The organism is Aeromonas lusitana (genome assembly GCF_002812985.1).
GTDB lineage: Bacteria > Pseudomonadota > Gammaproteobacteria > Enterobacterales > Aeromonadaceae > Aeromonas > Aeromonas lusitana.
In genome coordinates, this window is sequence record NZ_PGCP01000033.1 from 1 (window position 1) to 21,157 (window position 21,157).

Consider the following 21,157-nt stretch of genomic DNA (forward strand, 5'->3'; position numbering starts at 1 on the left):
GACCCAGTACCCAGTGACGGCCATGGGGTCATGGGCCATTCACAGAGACGATAGGGTGCTGCTGTAATCACACGGCACCGGATGAACAGAAGGAAGCAGAGATGAGTCTGGAGAAAATGGGGCAGGCGGCTCGTGAGGCCGCCTACCAGCTGGCCACCGTCAGCACGGCGCAGAAGAACCGGGCGCTGGCCGCCATCGCCGACGAGCTGGAAGCGCGCAGCGCACAGATCCTGGCCGCCAACGAGAAAGACATAGCCGCAGGCCGTGACGCGGGTCTCTCCGAGGCCATGCTGGACCGCTTGCTGCTAAACCCTGCGCGCCTTGCCGGCATCGTCGCCGACGTGCGCAAGGTGATCACCCTGGACGACCCGGTCGGCGCCGAGATCGACAGCCGTGTGCTGGAGAACGGTCTGCGCCTGTCCCGGCGCCGGGTACCCATCGGCGTCATCGGCGTCATCTACGAGGCGCGCCCCAACGTCACCATCGACATCGCCAGCCTCTGCCTCAAGACCGGTAATGCCAGCATCTTGCGCGGCGGCCGCGAGACCTTCCACTCCAACCTGGAGCTGGTGCGGGTGATCCAGAGTGCGCTGGCCGCCTCCGGCCTGCCGGCCGAGGCGGTCCAGTACATAGACAACCCGGACCGGGCTCTGGTGGGTGAGCTGCTGCGCCTCGATCGCTACGTGGACATGATCATCCCCCGCGGCGGCGCCGGGCTGCACAAGATGTGCAAGGAGAACAGCTCCATCCCGGTCATCATCGGCGGCTTCGGCATCAGCCACATCTTCGTGGATGAGAGCGCCGATCTGGCGCGATCACTTTGTATCATCGACAACGCCAAGGTGCAGCGCCCCTCCGCCTGCAACGCCCTCGATACCCTGCTGGTGCACGAGCGGGTGGCTGCCAACTTGCTGCCACAGCTGGTCACCCTGATGAATGAGCGCAAGGTGACCCTGGTGGCAACCCCGGAGGCCGCATCGCTGCTGGTGGGTGCCGAGAACCTGAGCGCAGCCGGCCCGGAAGATTTCGATACCGAATGGCTGGGGCTGACCCTGGGGGTCAAACTGGTGGCCGACGTGAACGAGGCGCTCGCCCACATGCGCGAGCACAACGCCGGTCACTCGGATGCCATCTTGACCAACAACCTCGCCAACGCAGAGCGCTTCGTCAACGGCGCCGGTTCGGCGGCCGTCTATGTCAACGCCTCTACCCGCTTCACCGACGGCGGCCAGTTTGGCCTCGGCGCCGAGGTGGCGGTATCGACCCAGATGCTGCATGCCCGTGGCCCCATGGGGCTGACCGAGCTGACCAGTTACAAATGGGTTGGCGTGGCAGATTACCTGAGCCGTGCCTGAGTCCGGCTGTTTGGCCCTGATCAAAAATGCCGACCCGGGTCGGCATTTTTGTGCTTTTTTATTGCGCCCTATCAGGGGCTTGCATATAACTATCCAGCAAGGTGTGGCGATAATTCGGACACTAGGCTACCAGCCAGAACGGGAGCGACTTCAAGGATGAAGCACACAAACTGGATTGCCCGGCTGGGTTGGCTCTGGTTGAGCCTGCCCTTGTTGCTGGGGGCGCTCTGTTTCAGCGGCGCCAGCCAGGCCAGCTGGGATCAGGATCTCTATCGCCAGCTCGGGTTGGCGGGCAAGCTCGACAAACAGGTGTTTCGCAAGGCGCTCAATGGTTACCAGAGCGTGCGACACAAGCGAAAAGCCATTCTGACCATCATCGATTACAGCAAGCCTTCGACCCAGCGCCGGTTGTTTGTCATCGACGTCAAGCGTCACAAGCTGCTCTACCACACCTGGGTCAGCCATGGCCGCAATTCCGGGGAGCTGGCGGCGAACCAGTTCTCCAATCAGCTCAACTCCAGACAGAGCTCCCTCGGGGTTTATCGCACCGCCGAGACCTATCAGGGCAAGCACGGTTATTCCCTGCGCCTCGATGGCCTGACCCCCGGCAAGAACAGCAATGCCCGCAAGCGTGCCATCGTGGTGCACGGGGCGGACTATGCGAGCCCGAGGCACCTGCAAAAATATGACAAGCTGGGCCGCAGCTGGGGTTGTCCCGCCCTGCCGAGAGAGCAGTCCAGGGCCATCATAGACATCATCAAGGGGGGCAGCGTCATCTACGCCCACGGGTGAGCCAAAACGAACAAGGCCAGCATGTCGCTGGCCTTGTTGTTGATACGTGGGGATTAACGCACGACCAGCACAGGGCAGGGGGCGTGGCGCACCACGGATTCCGCGACGCTGCCGACCAGCAGGTGGCTGATGCCGGAGCGGCCGTGGCTGCCCATGACCACCAGGTCAACCTTGTCCTCTTTCGCCTGTTGGACTATCTCGTCGGCGGCGCGGCCGAAACGCACCTCGAAGGTGGCGGGGATGGCCAGGCTGGCGACCAGCTCCTTGAGCTGGCTCTTGGCCTGACGCTCCATCTCGTGAGTGATCTCGATGGCGGTCATGTGCAGTATCTTGTAGCTGTCGAAACCGTGCAGTTGATCCACCACGTGGATCAGCTTGAGCTCGGCCTGATGACTCTGGGCCATGAAGACGGCATAGTCGAGAACGGCCTTGGACATATCGGAGAAATCGACGGGACAGAGTAGCGATTTGATGGATGGCATGATGATGCTCCTCTCTGGTTAGGTCACTAATGAATCTTATTCACCATGATACCCATTGAGAGGCAAATTACTCTCGACCCGCTCGCAAAACCGGGAAAAGATGTGACCCGCAGCGAGAAGTTTCTATGATGTGTTAAGGCGTGAACTGCCCCGTTGACAGCACTGCCACCGAGGAAATACAGATACATGGTTCGACCGCTCTTGTTGTTGTGCTGTCTGCTGCTCACCTGGTCCGCCCGGGCCGACACCCTGCATGTCTATTGCGACGATTGGCCCGGCTTCTGCCAGGCCGATGGGGGCGGCGTCTATCTGGACATAGTGCACGCCATCTATGAGCCGGCAGGCTATGCGGTCCATCCCCATATAGTGCCTTACAAGCGGGCGCTGGCGGTGGTAGCGCAGCGAGGGGGCGACATGGCGATGGGGGTCTATCAGGGGGAGGTCGCAGGGGTACATCAACCCAGGTATCCGGCCTCCGCGGATGATGTGACCGTACTGATGCTCACCAAGTGGCAGCCGGATTGGCGCGGTGAGGAGAGCCTGCGGGATCGGGATGTGCTCTGGCTGCGGGGCTGGGCTTTCGACAAGTTCATCCCTGTGCCCATGCGCTGGTACGAGATCGACAGCCACGCCATGGCGCTGCAACTGCTGGCCAAGGAGCGCTATCGCTATTATCTGACGGCCGGTGTGCTCTATCCCAAGGAGGCTATCCCCTCCGACATGACCCGAATCTTCCTGCGCTGGGTGCCGACCTACCCCATCTTCGCCGATACCGAGCAGGGCCAGCGGCTGCGCCAGTTGTGGGATCCCGGCATGAAGCGGCTGCTTGGCAGCGGCGCCCTTGAGGATATCTATCGTCGCAACCAGCTCTATGACTATTACCGCGACTTTATCAGGGAGCAGGAGCGAGGCCTGAGAAAATAACGGCTGGTGTCTTGTTCCCCGAGTTCAGATTTTTCGAGCTGAGCTAGCTGCTACCATATGAATAAGCTAGATCTTTTATCTGCTTACCTTTGATTTTACGGTCGATAAACAATATAAAAAGATAGTTTTATGGGTGTTTATGCTGTTTAAAGAGCGACCTTGTCGCCCTCTCTAGCGTCCCGCCCGGCTTGCCGCCTGTCCAATCGGTCGTAGAGGATCACCTTGACCGAGGCGGCCAGGTTCATGCAGCCCTGACAGGGTCACATAGACTCGCTTCTCACGCTTTTTGCCCGGCCCGCAGTCGTTTGGCCAATCGGTCATGGAGGATCACCTTGACCGAGGCGACCAGGTTCATGCAGCCCTGGAACATGGCGACATAAATGGCATCTTTATTTCCCCGTTTACTTCGCCTGTGTACTGCTGCGCAGTTGTTTGGCCAATCGATCGTAGAGGATCACGTTGACCGAGGCGGCCAGGTTCATGCAGCCCTGGGTGGGGACATAGATGACCTCTTGCACCGATTCGAAGCGGGCGGGATCCAGGGTGCCATCTTCCGGCCCGAAGATGTAGAAGGCGCGCTCGGGATGCACATAGTCCGGCAGCGAGGTGGCGCCCTCGATGAGATCCACCAGTACCGGGGTGCAGCCAGCGGGGACGAAATCCAGCAGCTCGTCTACCCCGAGCAGGGGGATCTTCTCTACCATCTGCTTGGTGTCGGTGGCAAAACGCCGCGCCAGCTCGAAGCGGCTGCCGGTGTAGTAGACCTCGTCCGCCCCGTAGCAGCCCGCGGCCCGCATCACGGCGCCGACGTTCTCCGGCGACTTGGGATTGACCAGTCCGACGCAGCAATAGGCCGATTCCTGATGCTCCGATGGCTGGGAATGGGCCAGGTCTACACAGCTGTCATCCGGCTCTCTCATCTCTCTCTCCTCTCTCTGGCAGCCGCGCATTATACCCTCACGGCGGCGTTTGCCCACGCTTCTCCAGTCCTTGGTCAGTCGCGGCTTATCACGGCCTCCCATGCCATCGCTCTGTGAGCGGTTTCAATCAAGGCCGGTTTGTTTTTTCACCCGATCTGGTGTCGGTATTTTTGTGTGCGACCCGACATTTTTTGCACAAAATCGTGGCAGGAAAACCTTTGCGGATAATAATAGACAAACGTTTGTAACTGGATGTTTGTCTATGACGGAACGTGAGCAAGAGATCCTCGCCCTGCTGCGCCAGGATCCCATGATTGCCCAGCAGGATCTGGCGGATCGCCTCGGCATCAGCCGCTCGGCGCTGGCGAGTCACATCTCCAGCCTGATGCGCCAGGGCTATGTGCAGGGGCGGGGTTATGTGCTGCGCGAAGGCCCCTACGCCGTGGTGATCGGCGGTGCCAATATGGATATCTGCGGCGCCAGCCACGACAACCTGCGCATCGGTGACTCCAACCCCGGCAGGGTGCGCACCTCCGCTGGCGGGGTGGGGCGCAACATCGCCGAGAACCTGGCACGGCTCGGCACAGACACCCGGCTGCTGACCGCAGTGGGCAACGATCAGTACGGTCATCACCTGCTGGAGGTGAGCCAGCGGGCCGGGGTCGACGTGCGCCAGGTGCTGGTACTGGAGGGGCAGTCGACCTCCTGCTATCTCAGCCTGCACGATGGCAGCGGCGAGATGAGTTGCGCCGTCAATGACATGGGGATCATCAACGAGCTGACCCCGGCTAGGCTCACGCCCTTGAGCGGCTTCCTGGGCGCGGCCAGCCTCTGGGTGCTGGATACCAACCTCGCGACCCACACCCTGGACTGGCTGTTCGAGCGCCAGGGGGAGCACATCATCTTCGTGGACACAGTCTCGGTGGCCAAGGTGGAGAAGATCCGCCCCTGGCTGCACCGGATCCACACCCTCAAACCCAATCGCAGCGAGGCCGAGCAGCTGTGCGGCTTCACCATCGCCGGGCCCGATACCTGGCCCATGGCGGCGGCCTGGTTCCACCGCGCCGGGGTGCAGCGGCTGTTCCTGAGCCTGGGAGATCAAGGCGTCTTCTATAGCGATGGGGAGCGCCAGGGCCATCTGCCGGTGCTCGGCAGCCCCGTCATCAATGTGACCGGCGGTGGCGATGCCTTCATGGCGGGGCTGGCCCATGCCTGGCTGCTGGAGCAAGACGTGGCCGACACCACCCGCTTCGCCCTCGGTTGCGCCGCCCTCACCGTCAATTGTTCCGATACCGTTTTTTCTGGCCTGTCCAAGGCCACCGTTGAACGCATGCTGGAGGAGTACCCATGTTGAACGCTTATCTCGATATCCAACCCGAAGTCGCCGCGGCCCTGGCCGCCGGCAAGCCGGTCGTGGCCCTGGAGTCCACCATCATCTCCCATGGCATGCCTTATCCGCAGAACGTGGAGACGGCGCGTCAGGTAGAGCAAGTGGTGCGCGACAACGGCGCCGTGCCGGCGACCATCGCCATTCTGGATGGTCGTCTCAAGGTGGGTCTGGATGCGGGGGCGCTGGAGGCGCTGGGCAAGGCCGGTCACGCCGCCACCAAGTGCAGCCGCCGCGACATCCCCTTCGTACTGGCCAACAAGGGACTGGGAGCGACCACGGTTGCCTCCACCATGATCATCGCCGCCATGGCCGGCATACGGGTGTTCGCCACCGGCGGCATCGGCGGTGTGCACCGCGGCGCCCAGGAGACCTTCGACATCTCGGCTGACTTGCAAGAATTTGCCCAGACCCCGGTAGCAGTGGTCTGCGCCGGTGCCAAGTCGATCCTGGATATCGGCCTGACCCTGGAGTACCTGGAGACCCAGGGCGTGCCTGTCATCGGCTACCAGACCGAGGAGCTGCCCGCCTTCTACACCCGCGAGAGCGGCTTCAAGGTGGATTACCGCCTCGACACCCCGGCGGCGATCGCCGAAGCCCTGCGCCTCAAGTGGGAGCTGGGATTGGCCGGTGGCGCCGTGGTGACCAACCCGATCCCGACCGAGTTTGCCATGCCCAAGGCCGACATAGACGCCGCGATCAAGCAGGCGCTGCAGGAAGCCGACGAGCAGGGGGTCAAGGGCAAGGAGTCCACTCCCTTCCTACTGGCGCGGGTGTGCGAGCTGACCGGTGGCAACTCCCTGGCGGCCAATATCCAGCTGGTGCTGAACAACGCGGCCCTGGGGGCGCGTATCGCCGCCAGCCTGTGATGGCTCGATGGTTGAAAACAAGCGAGGGCCCTTGGGCCCTCTTTTTTATGGCGACACCGAGTCTTTATGAAGAAACCGGGATTGCCATCGCGCTGGATGCCGTCGTTGGCAAGCGTTTATATATAACTAATGATGTATCCAATAGGCGAAATAATAATGCGCGAGCACGATTGCGCATTTAATGATCGCTTTTTCCATGACCATGACTTAATCAGCTGGTCGTTGTTTGGGCCGTGTCAGTTGGTAATTCAAGCAGCCATATTGGCTATATTCCTCCGCAGGATCTCGCCAATATTTCACCGGAAAATAGAATGCTGTGTATATCTGTTTGATTGCAGAGATAAAGTCACCCGCTCAACACAATGACATCCAGATGACAATCCCCCACCTGTGCGCAGGTTTTTGGTCAAACTGCCGGGATCTTCACATTTACAACATGCTCGTAAAATAGCCGATTGCCTCGCTCATCCGACCTGGTGTCAAATCACTCCGCCTAACACAAGGAGTGGCATAATAATGAATAATATTAATAAGTTAGTTCTGGCGATCGGATTTACTCTCAGCGCTTTCCCGGCCATGGCGGCGGGTTTTCAATGCAAGGATCACGTGACTCTGGGGGTGCCCAGCCAATCCAGTCAACTGCTATGCCGGGAAGGCTACGCAGCCGGCTACAACTACGACACCAAGGTGTCTGACTGGGTCTCTTATCGGATGACGGCGGCCAGCGCCCAGGGCCAGGTGCCACGCAAGGATGCCTTCGCCGAGGACAAGGAGGTGCCGGTGCAGTTCCGCGCCACCCTGGCGGACTACAAGGGCTCCGGTTATGACAGGGGACATCAGGCGCCCGCGGCAGACATGCGCACCAGTGCGACCACCATGAAGCAGAGTTTTCTGCTGACCAACATGACGCCCCAGCTGCCGGCGCTCAATCAGGGCGCCTGGCGCATCCTGGAGGAGAAGACCCGCCAGTGGGCCATCGCCTATGAGAATGTCCAGGTGATCACGGGCCCCATCTTCACCAACTCGGACGCCTCCATCGGTAACGGTGTGACCGTGCCCCATGCCTACTACCGGGTGGTGATGGACGTGGCGAATCAGGAGGCCATCGCCTTCATACTGCCGCAGCAGAATATCCCGTCCAGCAAGCTGGCGGACTACATAGTGACTGTGGATACGGTGGAAGAGCAGACAGGACTCGATTTTTTCGCCACTCTGCCGGATGAACAGGAAGAAGCCATGGAATCCCGGCTGATGGCGATGTGGTGAGATTGAGCCGCAGATAACACAACAGGGGCCTAGGCCCCTGTTGTCATTTGCTTATCTCGTCACCCACTTTATTGACGGTATCCCGGGTGCCATGACCGATTTCGCGGGTCACATCCCGGGTGGTGTGGCCAATTTCGCGGGTCACGTCCCGGGTAGTGTGCCCCACAGTCCTGCCCGCCTCCTTGATGTGAGCACAAGCCGTGCTACCCAGCACCAGGGCCAGTGTCAGCACTACTCTGCCGTTACGCATCATGGGCCGCTCCTTTTGCATGCCATCCATGTCGATGGGCCATTATGGCCGCGTCGGCAGTGGCTGGGCAACCAGCAGGGTATGGCCCGGTCCTGGGATCTCGTGCTCCGCTTCCACATGAAAACCCGCTTCTCGCAAGCACTGGTACATCTGCTTGGAGTGATAGAAACGGCTGTCCCCATTGGCGATGGCGGTGAAATAGAGGGAGGTAGCATTGAGGCTGAAGCTCGCCGCCTCGAAGCTCTGCCTGTCCCAGAACAGCTCCAGGATGCAGACCCGGGCGCCCGGCTTCATGTGCCGGCGAATGCGCTTGAGGATGGCGACTATCTGCTCGTGACTGAAGCAGTCGAGGAACTGGCTCATCCACCAGATGTCTGCCTCCCCCGGCAGATGACCGTCGGCCTCCAGCATGTTGACCCCGTGACCATGAACCCGCTCCGTCAGTCCGGCTGCGTCAATTCTGGGTTGTGCCAGGGCGATCTGCTCGGGCAGATCCAAAATGGTGACTTGAAGTGCGGGATCCCGGGTCGCACAGGAGATGGCCCACTTGCCTGTGTTGCCACCCACATCATATAGGCTGCGAGGCTCATAACTCAGCACATGATCCTGCGCCTGTTGGAAAGCCCAGTCAGAATAGAAGTGATCGAAGGCAAACCAGCTGGCACGGGCGGGCTCCGGCAGCTTGTCCAGGTGAGGGTAGATGGTCTCCCAGTCCGGGTTGAATACCTTGAGCCCCTCTGGCTTGCCCTCGCGAATGGCGCCCAGCAGGTGGGCCAGAGGCTGGTAGCAAACGTGCTGGGTAAAATCCATGTTGACCCGGGTCATGGGGTCGTTTTGCAGGTATTTACCCACCTTGCCGAGCACATACTGCTCCCCGGCCAGATGGCAGACCCCGCCGCCGAGGCCCATGTCCAGCAGCACAGACACCGCGTATTCGCTGAGCTCGCAATGGCGGGCTATCTCGGCCGTGGTGGCGCCAGCTTTGCCCCGGCTTTCCAGGTAGGCGAGCACCCCGGTTTCGCGCAGACACCAGCTCGCCTGAAACAGCATGGGGGCGAAGGCGATACGCTGGGCCTGGCCGATGGCATCGAGGGCGTTATATTGTTCACACTGATAGTGTTTCAATGGGGATCCCGTCTCTTTATTTGGTGCTGGCGCGGACCAGCTCGGTCTGGATGGCCTGATTCAAACCCAGGATCCAGCGATTATAACTACGGTGGATGGATCCCTTGCCATTGTCATCCAGATTGATGCTGCTGACATAATTGATGGAATAATCATGAGCAGTATACGGAATATTGATCACGGCCTGATGTTTGCGCACGTTCAACTGACCGCGAATAACGCCAGTCTGCTCTTTTTTCATCACCCAGCCCTTGCTGATGCCGCCATTGATGATGGCATTACCCACCTGCTCTTCGGTCAAGGTGAAATTCACCGGATTGGCTGGCAGGTTTTGTACTGGCTTGCTGGTAGAGCAGGCGGCGAGCAGGAGTGAGCCGAGTACCAAACCCGATTTTGTGATCAAATTCATTATTTTACCCCGATATATGTTTTATGAAATGGAGCAATGAGACACCATTATTTGGTCATTTTCAATAAAATATGGCCCACTACTATGGGTGCATGTTTGGTCGTTTATATTTTCTGATAGATAATGATATGATGTCTTTGAATTAATAGCCGCTATGCATTGGCTGTTATTTCAACACGACTTTGTCATGCCCATATTGAGCAAAGCGTTTATTATTCCTATCACCCCTAGTGCCCCAAAAGGACAGACGCCGCTATCATGCTCTCATTTTCACTTCTTGATACGCAGGCGCTCTCTCCTGGACTGGAGCAAGTCAGTCAATGGCAGCTATGGGCCAACGCGGTGCAGTGGCCCGAGGCTGCTCAGCCCTTGCCTGCCACTCCCCTGATCCCCATGATGATGGCCCGCCGCCTCAGTGCCGGTGCCCGCCTCGCGGTGCAGCTCGGTCTGGAGATGCTGGCCCGCCATCCCATCGACAACGCCATCTTCGTCAGCCGCCACGGCGAGCTGGCGCGCTCCATGACGCTGCTGCAGGGCTTGGCGGCGGGCAAACCGCTTTCTCCCACGGATTTCTCCATGTCGGTGCACAACACGGCGGCCGGGCTCTGCTCCATCCAGGGCAAGGCTGCGTTGCCCATAAGTTCCCTCGCGGCAGGAGAGGGAAGCCTGATGGCGGGAGTGACCGAGGCTGTCGCCAACCTGCATGCCGGTTATAAACGGGTGCTGCTGGTGGCGTTTGAAGGGGAGATCCCGGCCTTTCATCATCCCTGGCTCTCTGCCACGCCCCCTTATGCGCTGGCGCTGGTGCTCGGCAATGAAATGATTGTGCAGGGCGAGCGCTGGCACTGCGAGGGGCAGGGGGTCTTGTCCCACTCTCCCGAGTTGCCACAGCCCCTGGCATTCTGGCGAGCGCACCTGTTGCGGCAATCGACCTGCCTGCTGGGCGACGGACGTCAGGAGTGGTCATGGCGGCGGCGCTGAATCGGCTCTGGCGGCTGCTCGGCACCGCCCTCGGCTTTGCCCTGTTTGGCCTTGGCGGTTTGCTGCTGAGCCTCTGCTGGTTTCCGCTGCTGGCGATCTGCCTGCGGGGGGAGCGACGTCGCATCCTGGCGCAGGCCAGCATCAAGCAGAGTTTTCGGCTGTTTATGGGCATGCTGAAGGGGCTGGGGGTGCTCGACTATCGGGTGAGCGGCATGCCGCCCTCCCTGCGCGGCGCCCTGGTGGTGGCCAACCATCCGAGCCTGCTCGACTATGTGATCCTGGCCGCCGAGCTGCCGGTGTGCGATTGCATCGTCAAGCGGGCTTTATGGCATAATCTTTTTCTCGGTGGCGTGGTGCGCGCCGCCGACTACATTCCCAATGGGGACGCGCAGCAACTGCTGCCGCGCTGCATCGAGCGGGTACGCCAGGGGGGCCTGCTGCTGGTCTTTCCGGAAGGCACCCGCACCACCCCGGGCGAGCCAGTCCGGTTGCAGCGAGGGGCGGCCCAGCTCGCGCTGCGTGGTCAGGTGCCGCTGCAGCCCGTGCGCATTCACTGCAGCGAGCGCTTCCTCACCAAGCAGGATAAATGGTTCCAAACTCCGAAGAACAAGCCCTGCTTCACCCTGGAATTTTTGCCGCAGATCACCCCGGCCGAGCTGATCGATGGCGAACAGGGCAGCGCACTGGCCGCCCGCCAGTTAACCCGGTTTCTTACCCGGGTCCTGCAACCCGGGACCCCATGACAGCCTATGGAAGAGCAATGCAAGACCTGCAACAAGAGATAAAACAACTCATCATCGACAGCCTGAATCTGGAAGGCCTGACCCCGGACGACATAGACGCTAAGGCTCCCCTGTTTGGCGATGGTCTGGGTCTGGACTCCATCGATGCACTGGAGCTGGGGCTCGCCATCAAGGGTCGCTACGGCATAGTGCTCTCCGCCGATGACGAGAACACCCGTCGTCACTTCGCCAGTGTCGAGGCCCTGGCTGCCCTGATCCAGTCCCAGGCCTGATCCCGCCATCGAGGAGATATCGTGATGAACAAAGACGACATTTTTACCAAGGTGAAGGCGACTCTGGTCGAGCTGTTCGAGGTGGATGAAGACGCCGTTACCCTGGATGCCCAGCTCTATCAGGATCTGGAGCTCGACAGCATAGATGCCATCGATCTGGTGGTGCACCTGCAAAAACTCACTGGCAAGAAGATCAAACCCGAGGAGTTCAAGTCGGTGCGCAGCGTCGCAGACGTGGTCGAGGCGGTCGATCGTCTGATGAACCATGCCTGATCTGTTGTCATGATGCGACTCCTCTCCCTGCTGGCGGGCGGCCTGTTGCTGCTCTATCCCCTTGCCGTGTACTGGGGATTGACCCATTGGGGTGGCTCAGCTTTGCTGGTCATACTGCTGGTGACCTTCGCCCTGCGCCTCTTGCCAGGGGTTGCTCCGGTGCGCGAATGGCTGCTGCTCGGCCGCCTGCTGGCCTGCGTCGGTCTGCTGCTGACAGGCCTGAGCGCCCTCTTCTCGGCCCAGCATTGGCTGCTCTATTACCCCCTTGCCGTTTCGCTGGCGCTGCTTTGTCTGTTTGGCTGGAGCCTGACCCAGTCCATGAGCCTGGTGGAGCGCCTCGCTCGCCTGACCGATCCTGAGCTGCCCCCCGCCGGGGTACGCTACACCCGCACCGTGACCCAGGTCTGGTGCGGCTTTTTCGTGCTCAACGGCAGCCTGGCTGCCGCCACCATCTGGCACGGGGATCTCGCGCTCTGGAGTCTCTATAACGGCTTGGTCAGCTACCTGCTGATGGGCCTTTTGATGGGGGGCGAGTATCTGGTGCGCCGCCGGGTTAAACGGCGTTTTGCATCATGAAGGCGCCAACGGACCTGCTTGCCACCATCTGGGAGCGAGCCGACGACGAGCCGGTGGCCTTTGGCCCCCAGGGGGACGCTACGTTCGGCACCCTTCGCTTTGGTGCCGAGGCGCTGGCCGACCGATTGATGCTACTGCCGGCCCGGCGCTGGGCGCTCTGCTTCGAAGACAGCCTGCTGTTTGCACAGGCGTTGCTCGCCTGCGCCCTGACGGGGCGGGAGGCCATTCTGCCCGGCCATCAGCGCCCGGCCGCCCTGGCCGAGCAGAGTGGCGATTTCGACGGTATCCTGACCGACAGTGAGGTGCTGGGGGAGCTTGGTCGCCCCTGGTTGCAACTGCCGCTGGCGGCAAGCACCGAGGAAAACGGCCAGCGCTGGCCAGCCCCCGGCGCACTGCAGTTGACCCTGTTCACTTCGGGATCCACCGGTGAGCCCAAGGCAATTCCCAAGGCGTGGCATCAGCTCGACGCCGAGCTGAGGGTGCTGATCACCCTCTGGGGTGAGCGGCTCGCCGGGGCTCGCCTGCTGGCGAGCGTCAGCCATCAGCACATCTATGGTCTGCTGTTTCGCATCTTGTTACCTCTGATGTTGCGAGTGCCCTTCGCCCGTACTTTGACCCTCTATCCCGAGCAGTTGCAGCACCAACCTGGTCGATGGGCGCTGATCGCTTCCCCCGCCTTCCTCGGTCGGCTCGATCCCGAGATCGCAGCCCAAGGCTGTACCCTGATCGTCTCTTCCGGCGGCCCCTTGGCGCTGGCGGATGCGCACCAGAGCGAGCGGCTGTTTGGCCAGTTGCCGGTGGAGGTGTTTGGCAGCAGCGAGACCGGCGGCATCGGCTGGCGTCAGAGCCCGCAAGCTGACACCCCCTGGCAACCCATGCCGGGCCTAGAGATAGCGCTGGGGGAAGACGATCAGCTGCTGCTGAGCTCCCCCTACCTGCCTGATGACAAGCCTCTGCTCTGCGCAGATCGTATCCGCCTGTGCAAGTCCGGTTTCCATCTGCTGGGGCGCGGGGATCGGGTGGTCAAGATTGAAGAGAAGCGGATCTCTCTTGATGAGGTGGAGGCGCGGCTGCAGGCCCTGCCCTGGGTGGCGGCAGCCGCCGTGTTGCCTCTGACGGTCGGAGCCCGGCAACAGCTTGGCGCCGTGCTGGTATTGACCGACGCGGGGCATACCCAGTGGCAGGCGTCGGGGCAGGGCCGTTTTCTTATCGCCCTGCGCGAGCAGCTGAGAGCCTGGCTCGAGCCGGTTGCCTTGCCGCGCCGGCTGCGCTTGCTGGCCGAGTTACCCCTCAACAGCCAGGGGAAACGCCCCTGGGGGCAGTTGAAGGCACTATTTAACGAGGTTTCCATAGATATTAATTCCACAGAATCCGCTTATTGGCAGATGAGTCCCTCAGGTGTCGGTGCTATGCAGACCAGCGGACTTCCCACACTGCTCGATCAGCATTGGCAGGGAGATGTGCTGGTGCTGAGCCTGCGCCTGGATCCCGGCTTGCCCTGGTTTAGTGGCCATTTCCCCGGTGCACCCTTATTGCCCGGGGTGACTCAGGTGCACTGGGCCATGCACTATGGCCGCCAGTTGCCGGGCCTGGTGGGCGAGTTCGCTGGCATGAGCCAGCTCAAGTTCCAGCGGCCCCTGCGACCGGGCCAGGAGTGCGAGCTGCACCTGAACTGGCTGGCGGACAAGGGCCAGCTGCTGTTCAGTTACCGGCTCGGGGACGAGCATGCCAGCAGCGGTCGGGTGCGGCTATGTCCCTGAATCCCTGCCTCATCATCCCCTGTTACAACCACTCGGCGCCGCTGGCCGGGGTGCTGGCCGAGCTGCAGCCCCTGGGGCTGCCTTGCCTGCTGGTAGACGATGGCAGCGAGCCCGGGGCCGCCGCGGTCCTGGATGCCCTGGCAGAGACCAACAAGGCCTGGCTCACCCTGCTGCGCCACCCCCAGAATCTCGGCAAGGGCGCCGCCGTGACCACCGGGCTCAAGGCCGCCCTGGCCCAGGGGTTCAGTCACGGGGTGCAGATAGACGCGGACGGCCAGCACGACTTGTCCGACGTACCGCGCCTGCTGGCCGAGGCCGAGCGTCAGCCAGATGCCCTCGTCTCGGGGCAACCCCTCTACGACGATTCCGTGCCCAAGGGGCGTCTCTATGGCCGCTACATCACTCATGTCTGGGTCTGGATAGAGACGCTCTCCTTCGCCATCAAGGACAGCATGTGCGGCTTTCGGGTCTACCCCCTGGCGGCGAGCTGCGCCCTGCTGGATGAGGTGCGCCTCGGCCGGCGGATGGATTTCGATACCGAGGTGATGGTGCGGCTTTATTGGCGCGATGTGCCCATGCGCTTCGTGCCGACCCGGGTCATCTACCCGGAGGACGGCAGCTCCCATTTTCGCCTCTGGCAGGACAATGTGGACATCTCCTGGATGCACACTCGGCTGGTATGCCGCCTGCTGTGGGATCTGGGCCGCAAGCTGATTGGCTTGCCGGCTCGGCTCTGGCAGCAGGGCAAGCAGCACTGGTCGCGCACCCCTGAGCGAGGCTCCTTGCTCGGCCTGCAAGTCATGCTGGCCAGTTATCGGCTGCTGGGGCGGGCGGGTTTCAAGGCGCTGCTCTACCCCGTCATCGGTTACTTCTGGCTGACCGGGCGCCGCCAACGGGCGGCCTCCGAGCAGTACCTGGCGCGGCTAGACGCCTTCGCCGCCGAACAGGGGGTGACCTTGCCTGCCGGTCCGAGGACTAGCTTTCGGCACTTCCTGCGCTTTGGCGAGGCGGCGCTGGACAAGTTGGCGGGCTGGCGCGGTGACATCCCGCTCTCCGACATCGAGCTGGTGGGGCGCGAGCACCACGAGGCGGCTCTGGCCAGCGGCCGTGGCCTGCTGCTGCTTGGCTCCCATCTCGGCGATCTGGAGCTGTGCCGGGCGCTCGGCACCCGGGGCGGTCAGGTGCGCATCAATGCCCTGGTGTTCACCCGCCACGCGGCCCGCTTCAATGCCCTGCTCAAGCAGGTCAATCCGGATTCCAACATCAATCTCATCCAGGTGCAGGAGATGGGGGCGGACACCGCCATCCTGCTCAAGGAGAAGATAGACGCGGGGGAGTGGGTGGTGATCGTCGGGGATCGCACCTCGGTGACCCGGGAGAAACGGGTAGTCTGGGCCGATTTCCTCGGCGCGCCAGCGCCCTTCCCACTGGGGCCTTTCGCCCTGGCGAGCGTCTTGGCCTGCCCCGTCTATCTGATGTTCGGCCTCAAGGAGCAGGGGCGTTTTCGGGTCCACTTCGAGCCCTTCGCCGAGCGGCTGCTGCTGCCCCGCGCCGAGCGGGAGGCGGCCTTGCGCCACTGGGTGCAGGCCTATGCCGACCGTTTGCAGCACCACTGCCTGCGCGCGCCGCTGGACTGGTTCAATTTCTTCGATTTTTGGCAGCTAACTCATGATGAACAGTGATACTCCTTCTTCCCAGGTTACCTTCGGCGCAGACAGGCTCACCATAGAGCAGGTGGTGGCCCTGGCCGAGGCGCGCGCCAGACCCGTGCTCAACCCGGATCCCGCCTTTATGGCCCGCATCCAGCGCGGCGCCGATTTTCTCGATCGCCTGCTGGCCGAAGAAGGGGTTATTTACGGGGTGACCACGGGCTACGGGGATTCCGTGACCCGGGCCGTGCCTCCCGCTCTGGTGGCCGAGCTGCCTCTGCACCTGACCCGCTTCCACGGCTGTGGCCTGGGAGATAACCTCGATGTGGCCGCCGGGCGCGCCGTGCTGGCCACCCGCCTCTGCTCCCTGGCACAGGGCGTGTCCGGGGTCAGTCCGGCACTCTTGGAGCGGCTTTGCTGGCTGCTGGAGCAGGATCTGATCCCGCGCATTCCACAGGAAGGTTCGGTCGGAGCCAGCGGCGATCTCACCCCGCTCTCCTACGTGGCCGCCGTGCTGGTGGGAGAGCGTGAGCTCTATCGGGACGGCCAGCTCGCGAGCACAGCTGACGTCTATGCCGAATTGGGAGTAGCGCCCCTGCGGCTGCGCCCGAAAGAGGGGCTGGCCCTGATGAACGGCACCTCAGTGATGACGGCCCTTGCCTGCCTCGCCTATGCCCGCACCGATTACCTGATGCAGCTGGCGACCCGGATCACCGCCCTGGTCAGCGTCGCCATGGAGGGCAACGCATTCCACTTCGATGAGCGACTATTCGCGGCCAAGCCACACCCCGGCATGCAGAACATCGCCGCCTGGCTGCGCTCGGATCTGCAAAGCGGCGAGCTGCCGCGCCATAGCGATCGCCTGCAGGACAGATATTCCCTGCGCTGTGCCCCCCATGTCATCGGCGTGGTGGCCGACAGCCTGCCCTGGTGGCGCCAGCTTATCGAAAACGAGCTCAACAGTGCCAATGACAACCCGCTGATCGACGGCGACTTCGAACACGTGATGCACGGTGGCCACTTCTACGGCGGTCATATCGCCATGGCCATGGACAGCATGAAGGCGGCGGTGGCAAACCTCGCCGATTTGCTCGATCGCCAGCTGGCCCAGCTGGTGGACGGCAAGTTCAACGGCGGCCTGCCGAGCAACCTGTCCGGTGCCAGCGGCGAGCGGCGCATGATCAATCACGGCTTCAAGGCGGTACAGATCGGCGTCTCCGCCTGGACCGCAGAGGCGCTCAAGCTGACCATGCCCGCCAGCGTCTTCTCCCGCTCCACCGAGTGCCACAACCAGGACAAGGTGAGCATGGGCACCATAGCGGCGCGGGATACGCTGCGGGTGCTGACCCTGACCGAACAGGTGGGGGCAGCCTGCCTGCTGGCGGCGGTGCAGGGGGTCGAGCTGCGCCTCGGCCTGCAACAATGTGCTCTGGAGGAGCTGAGCGAACCCTTGCGCGACATGGTGCTGGCGGTGAGGGAAGATCACCCGGCCCTGGTGGAAGACAGGCCCCTCGAACAGGAGCTCAGGGCCCTGATAGTCCGGCTGCAGGCCCGTCATTACGATCTCTACAAGGAAACCTCACATGCAGAGTGAACCCTGGATGATCAGCCACAGCATCGAGGTGGAGATCCCGTTTCACGATGTGGACATGATGGCGGTGGCCTGGCATGGCCCGATGGAGAGCCCTTATGCAGCATGAACCCTGGATGATCAGCCACAGTATCGAGGTGGAGATCCCGTTCCACGATGTGGACATGATGGCGGTGGCCTGGCATGGCCACTACGTGCGCTACATAGAGCTGGCCCGCTGCGCCCTGCTCGAGACTATCGATTACAACTACCCCCAGATGGAAGCCTCCGGCTATCACTGGCCCATCATAGACTTGCGCCTCAAGTACATGGCGCCCCTGCGTTTTGGCCAGAAGGTGCGGGTCGAGGCGCGGCTGTGCGAGTACCAGAACCGTCTCAAGATCGAGTACCAGCTGTTCGATGCGAAGAGCGGCGTGCGCACCAGCAAGGGTTACAGCATCCAGGTGGCGGTGAACAAGGAGAGCGGCGAGATGTGCCTCGCGTCCCCGAGGGTCTTGCTCGACAAACTGGGAGTCGATGAATGAGACGGCGCTTGATGAAGGGCATGGGAGGCAGGCTCTGTGCCTGCCTGTTGTTGCTGTTACCTGGGATGGTCCTGGCCACCCCCATGACCCAGGCCCCCGCGATGACCCAGGCAGAGGTGCGCGAGCTGTTGAGTGCGGAGCCCGCCCAACGTGCCCGCTTCGAGCAGGAGAAACAGGTGGCCGGGTTGGCCCAGCCACTGAAGTCCAGCGGCGAGCTGCTGCTGGTGCGAGGCCAGGGGCTCTGGTGGCATCAGCAGCAGCCCTTCGAACTGGCCCTGAGCCTGACCGCCCAGCGCATGAGTCAGCAGGTGGGGCAGGGGTCGGTTCAGGTGATCGACAATCCCCAGCTGCTGGAATTCAGCAGCATGATGCTGGCCCTGTTCGGTTCGGACGAGCAGGCGCTGGCCCGCTACTTCGCCCTCGATTTCCACTCCACCGAGCAGGGCTGGACCCTGGTGCTGACGCCGTTGGCGGCGCCCCTGAACAAGGTGTTTGCGAGCCTCACCCTGAGCGGTGGCAAGCAGCTGGACCGGCTGGTGATCGCAGATCGGCAGGGGGATGAAACCCGCATTCACTTCTCTGACTGGCAGAAGGTGGCGCTACCCCTCTCTGCCGAGGAGCAGGCCCATTTTGCACCCTGAATACCCAGCCACACCTGCTGCTGAACGCGCATCCTCTGTCCGGGGCTGGAGCGAGCTGACCTGGCGTCGGCTCTCCTGGCTCTGGCTGCTGTTCAGCGCGCTGGCGTTGGCGCTGCTCGGCTGGCAACTCTCCCATAGCCGCATCAACACCAGCCTGATGGACTTGCTGCCCCACGAGGAGCGATCCGCACTGGATCCGGCCCTGCGTGAAGGCCTGCTGCGCCAGATCGACAAGCAGCTGGTCTGGATGCTGAGCCTGCCGGCGGGCCAGGACGGCCGCGCCGCGGCGCAAGAGTGGGCCAAGACCCTGAACGCCTTGCCCGAACTCAGTGCGGTGCGCGCCAATCAACCTGAGCTTGCTTCCGCCTGGCAAGGCTTCATCTATGACTATGGCTGGCAGCGCCTCGATGAGGGCAGCCGTGCCCGTCTGGCCGCCGGCCCTGAGGCCTGGAGCCAGTGGGTGCTCGGCCAGATCTACAGCCCCTTCGGCGGGGTTTCCCGCACCGAGTGGCAAGCCGATCCCCTGCTGCTGACCCGAGCCGGGGTGCAGGGTCAGATGACCAGCACAATGCGTCTCGACCATGGCTGGCTGATGAGTCAGGACGAAGGGGGGCGGCAGTGGTTCCTGCTGCGCGCCGAGCTGGATCTGTCGGCCTTCGATCTCGCGCGCAATACCGAGTTGCTGAGCCACCTCAACGAGGCGGAGCAGAGTCTCAAGGCCCAGTTCCCTGGTGTGGAGCTGCTGCGCCGTGGCACTCTCTTCTACAGCCAGCATGCCAGCGAGCTGGCCCAGGAGGACATCTCCACCATAGGGCTCGGCTCAACGATCGGAGTCTTGCTGCTGATGTGGCTGGCGTTTCGCTCGTATCGGGCGCTCTGGATCTCCCTGCTGCCCATCGCCATCGGCCTCGCCTGGGGAGTGCTGGCCGTGCTGCTCTGGTTTGGCGAGGTGCACATGTTCACCCTGGTGATCAGCTCCAGCCTGGTCGGCATCATAGATTACGGCATCCACTTCCTGACCGAGCGGCGCCTGCATGGTTTGCAGGAGAGTCCTCACCAGACCCGCGCCCGCCTGCTGCCCAGCCTCTCGATGGCGCTGTTCGCCACCCTGGTCGGCTATGGCCTGCTCTGGCTTGCCCCCTTCCCCGGCTTGCAGCAGATGGCCCTGTGCGCCCTGGTGGGGCTGACGGCCTCGTTCATTACCGTGCTCTGCCTGTTCCCGCTCTGGCTCGGTGACTTGCCCCAGCGGGAGGCCCGCGTGCTGGTGCCGATGGCGCTCTGGCTCAAGTGGTGGCGCGAGTGGCCTGCCTTGCGCTGGGGCGTACCCCTGCTCTGCCTGACCCTGATAGGGGCGGGATTGAGCCGGCTGGAAGTCGATGACGACATAGCCAGGTTGCAGCCGCTGCCCACCGAACTGCAGGCCCAGGAGCGGCAGATCCAGCGCCTGACCGGCCAGCAGGGGGGCATGACCGGCTTCCTGGTGACGGCGGCCGATGGGGAAACCGCCCTGCAGCGCCTCGAAGCCATGAGTCGCAAGCTGGCCGAGGCCAAGGCGCAGGGTCAGCTGACGGGGTTCGTCTCGCTGGCCCAGTGGTTGCCCTCCCTGGCGCAGCAGCAGGCGGATCACGCCGCTCTCACGAACCTCTTGCCCGAGGTGGTGGCGCGGCTCAACCAGGCCGGGGTGCCGGTCAAGGCCGAGCCCAGACCCTGGCATCCCCTGACTCCGGAGCACTGGCTGGCTAGCCCGGTCAGCGAGGGCAGTCGCCTGCTGTGGCACGGTTTGCCAGATGGCCGGGTCGCGCTCTGGCTGCCGGTCAACGGAGTGACGGATGCGGCCGTGGTGGCGGCCCTGGCCGAGGGGCAGGAGGGAGTCTTCTGGCAGGATCCGCGCAACCAGTGGAGCGAGCTGTTTGCCCACTACAGGGTCAAGCTGACCGAACTGCTGGCTGTGGCGATCGCCTTGGTGGGGCTGCTGCTCTGGGCTCGCTTCGGTTGGCGCAAGGGTGCGCGCATCCTGATGATCAGCGGATTCTCCCTGGGGGCGGGCCTTGCCCTGCTCGCCGCCTGCGGCCAGCCGCTCACCCTGTTCGGGGTGCTGGCCATGAGCCTCATCTTCGGCATCGGCATCGACTACAGCCTCTTCTTCGCCTATAGCGGCGGGGATCCTATGCGCCAACGCTCGACCATGTTCGCCATCCTGCTCGCCAACCTGACCACCCAGCTCTCATTCGGTCTGTTGGCCCTGAGCCACACCTCCGCCATCGCGGGTTTCGGTCTGGTGCTGAGCGGCGGCATCTTTATCGCTTTCCTGCTCTCTCCCCTGGTACTGGACAGGCGATGATCCCATGACCCTTATCCACTCAAGCTC

22 protein-coding genes are annotated in these 21,157 nt (G+C 62.6%); 17 read left to right on the forward strand and 5 right to left on the reverse strand.

The features are described 5' to 3' along the window. Window positions 1-101: 101 nt before the first annotated feature. Together CUC44_RS16845 and CUC44_RS16850 are read left to right on the forward strand one after the other, a co-directional pair. Complete coding sequence (locus CUC44_RS16845; protein ID WP_100861034.1) at window positions 102-1,355, forward strand: glutamate-5-semialdehyde dehydrogenase; 1,254 nt, start codon at window positions 102-104, stop codon at window positions 1,353-1,355. A 156-nt stretch (window positions 1,356-1,511) separates the two neighbouring features. Next, window positions 1,512-2,147, forward strand: coding sequence for a murein L,D-transpeptidase catalytic domain family protein (locus CUC44_RS16850; protein WP_100861035.1), 636 nt, complete (start codon window positions 1,512-1,514; stop codon window positions 2,145-2,147). Window positions 2,148-2,200: 53 nt separating this feature from the next. On the opposite strand, the gene CUC44_RS16855 is transcribed toward CUC44_RS16850, so the two are convergent. After that, a complete protein-coding gene (locus CUC44_RS16855; RefSeq protein ID WP_100861036.1) occupies window positions 2,201-2,629 on the reverse strand; it encodes a universal stress protein in 429 nt (142 codons plus the stop codon). A 186-nt stretch (window positions 2,630-2,815) separates the two neighbouring features. Between CUC44_RS16855 and CUC44_RS16860 the strand changes: the two genes are divergently transcribed. Continuing rightward, window positions 2,816-3,553: a hypothetical protein gene (locus CUC44_RS16860; protein WP_100861037.1), complete on the forward strand. Its 738-nt coding sequence runs from the start codon at window positions 2,816-2,818 to the stop codon at window positions 3,551-3,553. A gap of 401 nt (window positions 3,554-3,954) precedes the next feature. Here CUC44_RS16860 and CUC44_RS16870 read toward each other — a convergent pair whose 3' ends face one another. Next, window positions 3,955-4,473: an RNA methyltransferase gene (locus tag CUC44_RS16870; protein WP_100861039.1), complete on the reverse strand. Its 519-nt coding sequence runs from the start codon at window positions 4,471-4,473 to the stop codon at window positions 3,955-3,957. A gap of 262 nt (window positions 4,474-4,735) precedes the next feature. Between CUC44_RS16870 and CUC44_RS16875 the strand changes: the two genes are divergently transcribed. From CUC44_RS16875 to CUC44_RS16885, 3 genes are all read left to right on the forward strand, one after another. Next, complete coding sequence (locus tag CUC44_RS16875) at window positions 4,736-5,827, forward strand: PfkB family carbohydrate kinase (protein ID WP_100861040.1); 1,092 nt, start codon at window positions 4,736-4,738, stop codon at window positions 5,825-5,827. Beyond that, on the forward strand, window positions 5,821-6,729 hold the full coding sequence (locus tag CUC44_RS16880) for a pseudouridine-5'-phosphate glycosidase (protein ID WP_100861041.1): 909 nt from the start codon (window positions 5,821-5,823) through the stop codon (window positions 6,727-6,729). The genes CUC44_RS16875 and CUC44_RS16880 overlap by 7 nt, the downstream gene beginning before the upstream one ends. Window positions 6,730-7,245: 516 nt before the next feature. After that, window positions 7,246-7,995, forward strand: coding sequence for a DNA/RNA non-specific endonuclease (locus CUC44_RS16885; RefSeq protein WP_100861042.1), 750 nt, complete (start codon window positions 7,246-7,248; stop codon window positions 7,993-7,995). A gap of 43 nt (window positions 7,996-8,038) precedes the next feature. On the opposite strand, the gene CUC44_RS16890 is transcribed toward CUC44_RS16885, so the two are convergent. Genes CUC44_RS16890 through CUC44_RS16900 form a run of 3 tightly spaced genes read right to left on the reverse strand, consistent with a single transcriptional unit; the run spans window position 8,039 to window position 9,779 of the window. Then, window positions 8,039-8,248: a hypothetical protein gene (locus tag CUC44_RS16890; protein WP_100861043.1), complete on the reverse strand. Its 210-nt coding sequence runs from the start codon at window positions 8,246-8,248 to the stop codon at window positions 8,039-8,041. Between the two features lie 39 nt (window positions 8,249-8,287). Beyond that, window positions 8,288-9,370 (reverse strand): methyltransferase, encoded by a 1,083-nt coding sequence (locus tag CUC44_RS16895; protein ID WP_100861044.1) that lies wholly within the window; start codon window positions 9,368-9,370, stop codon window positions 8,288-8,290. A gap of 16 nt (window positions 9,371-9,386) precedes the next feature. Then, window positions 9,387-9,779, reverse strand: a complete 393-nt coding sequence (locus CUC44_RS16900) for a hypothetical protein (RefSeq protein WP_100861045.1) — start codon at window positions 9,777-9,779, stop codon at window positions 9,387-9,389. A gap of 258 nt (window positions 9,780-10,037) precedes the next feature. Between CUC44_RS16900 and CUC44_RS16905 the strand changes: the two genes are divergently transcribed. The 11 genes from CUC44_RS16905 (at window position 10,038) to CUC44_RS16960 (ending at window position 21,130) form a co-directional block, all read left to right on the forward strand. Further along, complete coding sequence (locus CUC44_RS16905; protein WP_100861046.1) at window positions 10,038-10,760, forward strand: beta-ketoacyl synthase chain length factor; 723 nt, start codon at window positions 10,038-10,040, stop codon at window positions 10,758-10,760. Then, entirely contained in the window at window positions 10,745-11,503 is a 759-nt protein-coding gene (locus CUC44_RS16910; RefSeq protein WP_100861047.1) for a lysophospholipid acyltransferase family protein, read from the forward strand. The genes CUC44_RS16905 and CUC44_RS16910 overlap by 16 nt, the downstream gene beginning before the upstream one ends. 17 nt (window positions 11,504-11,520) lie before the next feature. After that, the gene (locus tag CUC44_RS16915; protein ID WP_167388935.1) at window positions 11,521-11,775 is read left to right on the forward strand and encodes a phosphopantetheine-binding protein; all 255 of its coding nucleotides are present in this window, start codon (window positions 11,521-11,523) and stop codon (window positions 11,773-11,775) included. A gap of 24 nt (window positions 11,776-11,799) precedes the next feature. Further along, a complete protein-coding gene (locus tag CUC44_RS16920; RefSeq protein ID WP_100861049.1) occupies window positions 11,800-12,048 on the forward strand; it encodes an acyl carrier protein in 249 nt (82 codons plus the stop codon). Between the two features lie 9 nt (window positions 12,049-12,057). Next, window positions 12,058-12,624: a COG4648 family protein gene (locus CUC44_RS16925; protein WP_100861050.1), complete on the forward strand. Its 567-nt coding sequence runs from the start codon at window positions 12,058-12,060 to the stop codon at window positions 12,622-12,624. After that, a complete protein-coding gene (locus CUC44_RS16930; RefSeq protein WP_100861051.1) occupies window positions 12,621-14,384 on the forward strand; it encodes an ApeI family dehydratase in 1,764 nt (587 codons plus the stop codon). The genes CUC44_RS16925 and CUC44_RS16930 overlap by 4 nt, the downstream gene beginning before the upstream one ends. Further along, window positions 14,381-16,066, forward strand: coding sequence for a glycosyltransferase family 2 protein (locus tag CUC44_RS16935; protein ID WP_100861078.1), 1,686 nt, complete (start codon window positions 14,381-14,383; stop codon window positions 16,064-16,066). Before CUC44_RS16930 ends, CUC44_RS16935 begins: the two co-directional genes overlap by 4 nt. After that, entirely contained in the window at window positions 16,056-17,627 is a 1,572-nt protein-coding gene (locus tag CUC44_RS16940; protein WP_100861077.1) for an HAL/PAL/TAL family ammonia-lyase, read from the forward strand. Before CUC44_RS16935 ends, CUC44_RS16940 begins: the two co-directional genes overlap by 11 nt. A 95-nt stretch (window positions 17,628-17,722) precedes the next feature. Continuing rightward, window positions 17,723-18,148 carry an acyl-CoA thioesterase gene (locus CUC44_RS16950; protein ID WP_100861052.1) on the forward strand — a complete coding sequence of 142 codons (426 nt, stop codon included), beginning with the start codon at window positions 17,723-17,725 and terminating at the stop codon, window positions 18,146-18,148. An 11-nt stretch (window positions 18,149-18,159) separates the two neighbouring features. Continuing rightward, complete coding sequence (locus tag CUC44_RS16955; RefSeq protein WP_100861053.1) at window positions 18,160-18,789, forward strand: outer membrane lipoprotein carrier protein LolA; 630 nt, start codon at window positions 18,160-18,162, stop codon at window positions 18,787-18,789. Next, window positions 18,707-21,130, forward strand: a complete 2,424-nt coding sequence (locus tag CUC44_RS16960) for an MMPL family transporter (RefSeq protein WP_425266328.1) — start codon at window positions 18,707-18,709, stop codon at window positions 21,128-21,130. Before CUC44_RS16955 ends, CUC44_RS16960 begins: the two co-directional genes overlap by 83 nt. Window positions 21,131-21,157: the final 27 nt, after the last annotated feature.

Coding starts and splice junctions, on each gene's coding strand:
- CUC44_RS16925 (WP_100861050.1), top strand. CDS start 12,058: ATGATGCGACTCCTCTCCCTGCTGGCGGGCGGCCTGTTGCTGCTCTAT.
- CUC44_RS16870 (WP_100861039.1), bottom strand. CDS start 4,473: ATGAGAGAGCCGGATGACAGCTGTGTAGACCTGGCCCATTCCCAGCCA.
- CUC44_RS16905 (WP_100861046.1), top strand. CDS start 10,038: ATGCTCTCATTTTCACTTCTTGATACGCAGGCGCTCTCTCCTGGACTG.
- CUC44_RS16930 (WP_100861051.1), top strand. CDS start 12,621: ATGAAGGCGCCAACGGACCTGCTTGCCACCATCTGGGAGCGAGCCGAC.
- CUC44_RS16900 (WP_100861045.1), bottom strand. CDS start 9,779: ATGAATTTGATCACAAAATCGGGTTTGGTACTCGGCTCACTCCTGCTC.
- CUC44_RS16845 (WP_100861034.1), top strand. CDS start 102: ATGAGTCTGGAGAAAATGGGGCAGGCGGCTCGTGAGGCCGCCTACCAG.
- CUC44_RS16885 (WP_100861042.1), top strand. CDS start 7,246: ATGAATAATATTAATAAGTTAGTTCTGGCGATCGGATTTACTCTCAGC.
- CUC44_RS16960 (WP_425266328.1), top strand. CDS start 18,707: ATGAAACCCGCATTCACTTCTCTGACTGGCAGAAGGTGGCGCTACCCC.
- CUC44_RS16875 (WP_100861040.1), top strand. CDS start 4,736: ATGACGGAACGTGAGCAAGAGATCCTCGCCCTGCTGCGCCAGGATCCC.
- CUC44_RS16880 (WP_100861041.1), top strand. CDS start 5,821: ATGTTGAACGCTTATCTCGATATCCAACCCGAAGTCGCCGCGGCCCTG.
- CUC44_RS16955 (WP_100861053.1), top strand. CDS start 18,160: ATGAAGGGCATGGGAGGCAGGCTCTGTGCCTGCCTGTTGTTGCTGTTA.
- CUC44_RS16860 (WP_100861037.1), top strand. CDS start 2,816: ATGGTTCGACCGCTCTTGTTGTTGTGCTGTCTGCTGCTCACCTGGTCC.
- CUC44_RS16890 (WP_100861043.1), bottom strand. CDS start 8,248: ATGATGCGTAACGGCAGAGTAGTGCTGACACTGGCCCTGGTGCTGGGT.
- CUC44_RS16910 (WP_100861047.1), top strand. CDS start 10,745: ATGGCGGCGGCGCTGAATCGGCTCTGGCGGCTGCTCGGCACCGCCCTC.
- CUC44_RS16940 (WP_100861077.1), top strand. CDS start 16,056: ATGAACAGTGATACTCCTTCTTCCCAGGTTACCTTCGGCGCAGACAGG.
- CUC44_RS16950 (WP_100861052.1), top strand. CDS start 17,723: ATGCAGCATGAACCCTGGATGATCAGCCACAGTATCGAGGTGGAGATC.
- CUC44_RS16915 (WP_167388935.1), top strand. CDS start 11,521: ATGCAAGACCTGCAACAAGAGATAAAACAACTCATCATCGACAGCCTG.
- CUC44_RS16920 (WP_100861049.1), top strand. CDS start 11,800: ATGAACAAAGACGACATTTTTACCAAGGTGAAGGCGACTCTGGTCGAG.
- CUC44_RS16850 (WP_100861035.1), top strand. CDS start 1,512: ATGAAGCACACAAACTGGATTGCCCGGCTGGGTTGGCTCTGGTTGAGC.
- CUC44_RS16855 (WP_100861036.1), bottom strand. CDS start 2,629: ATGCCATCCATCAAATCGCTACTCTGTCCCGTCGATTTCTCCGATATG.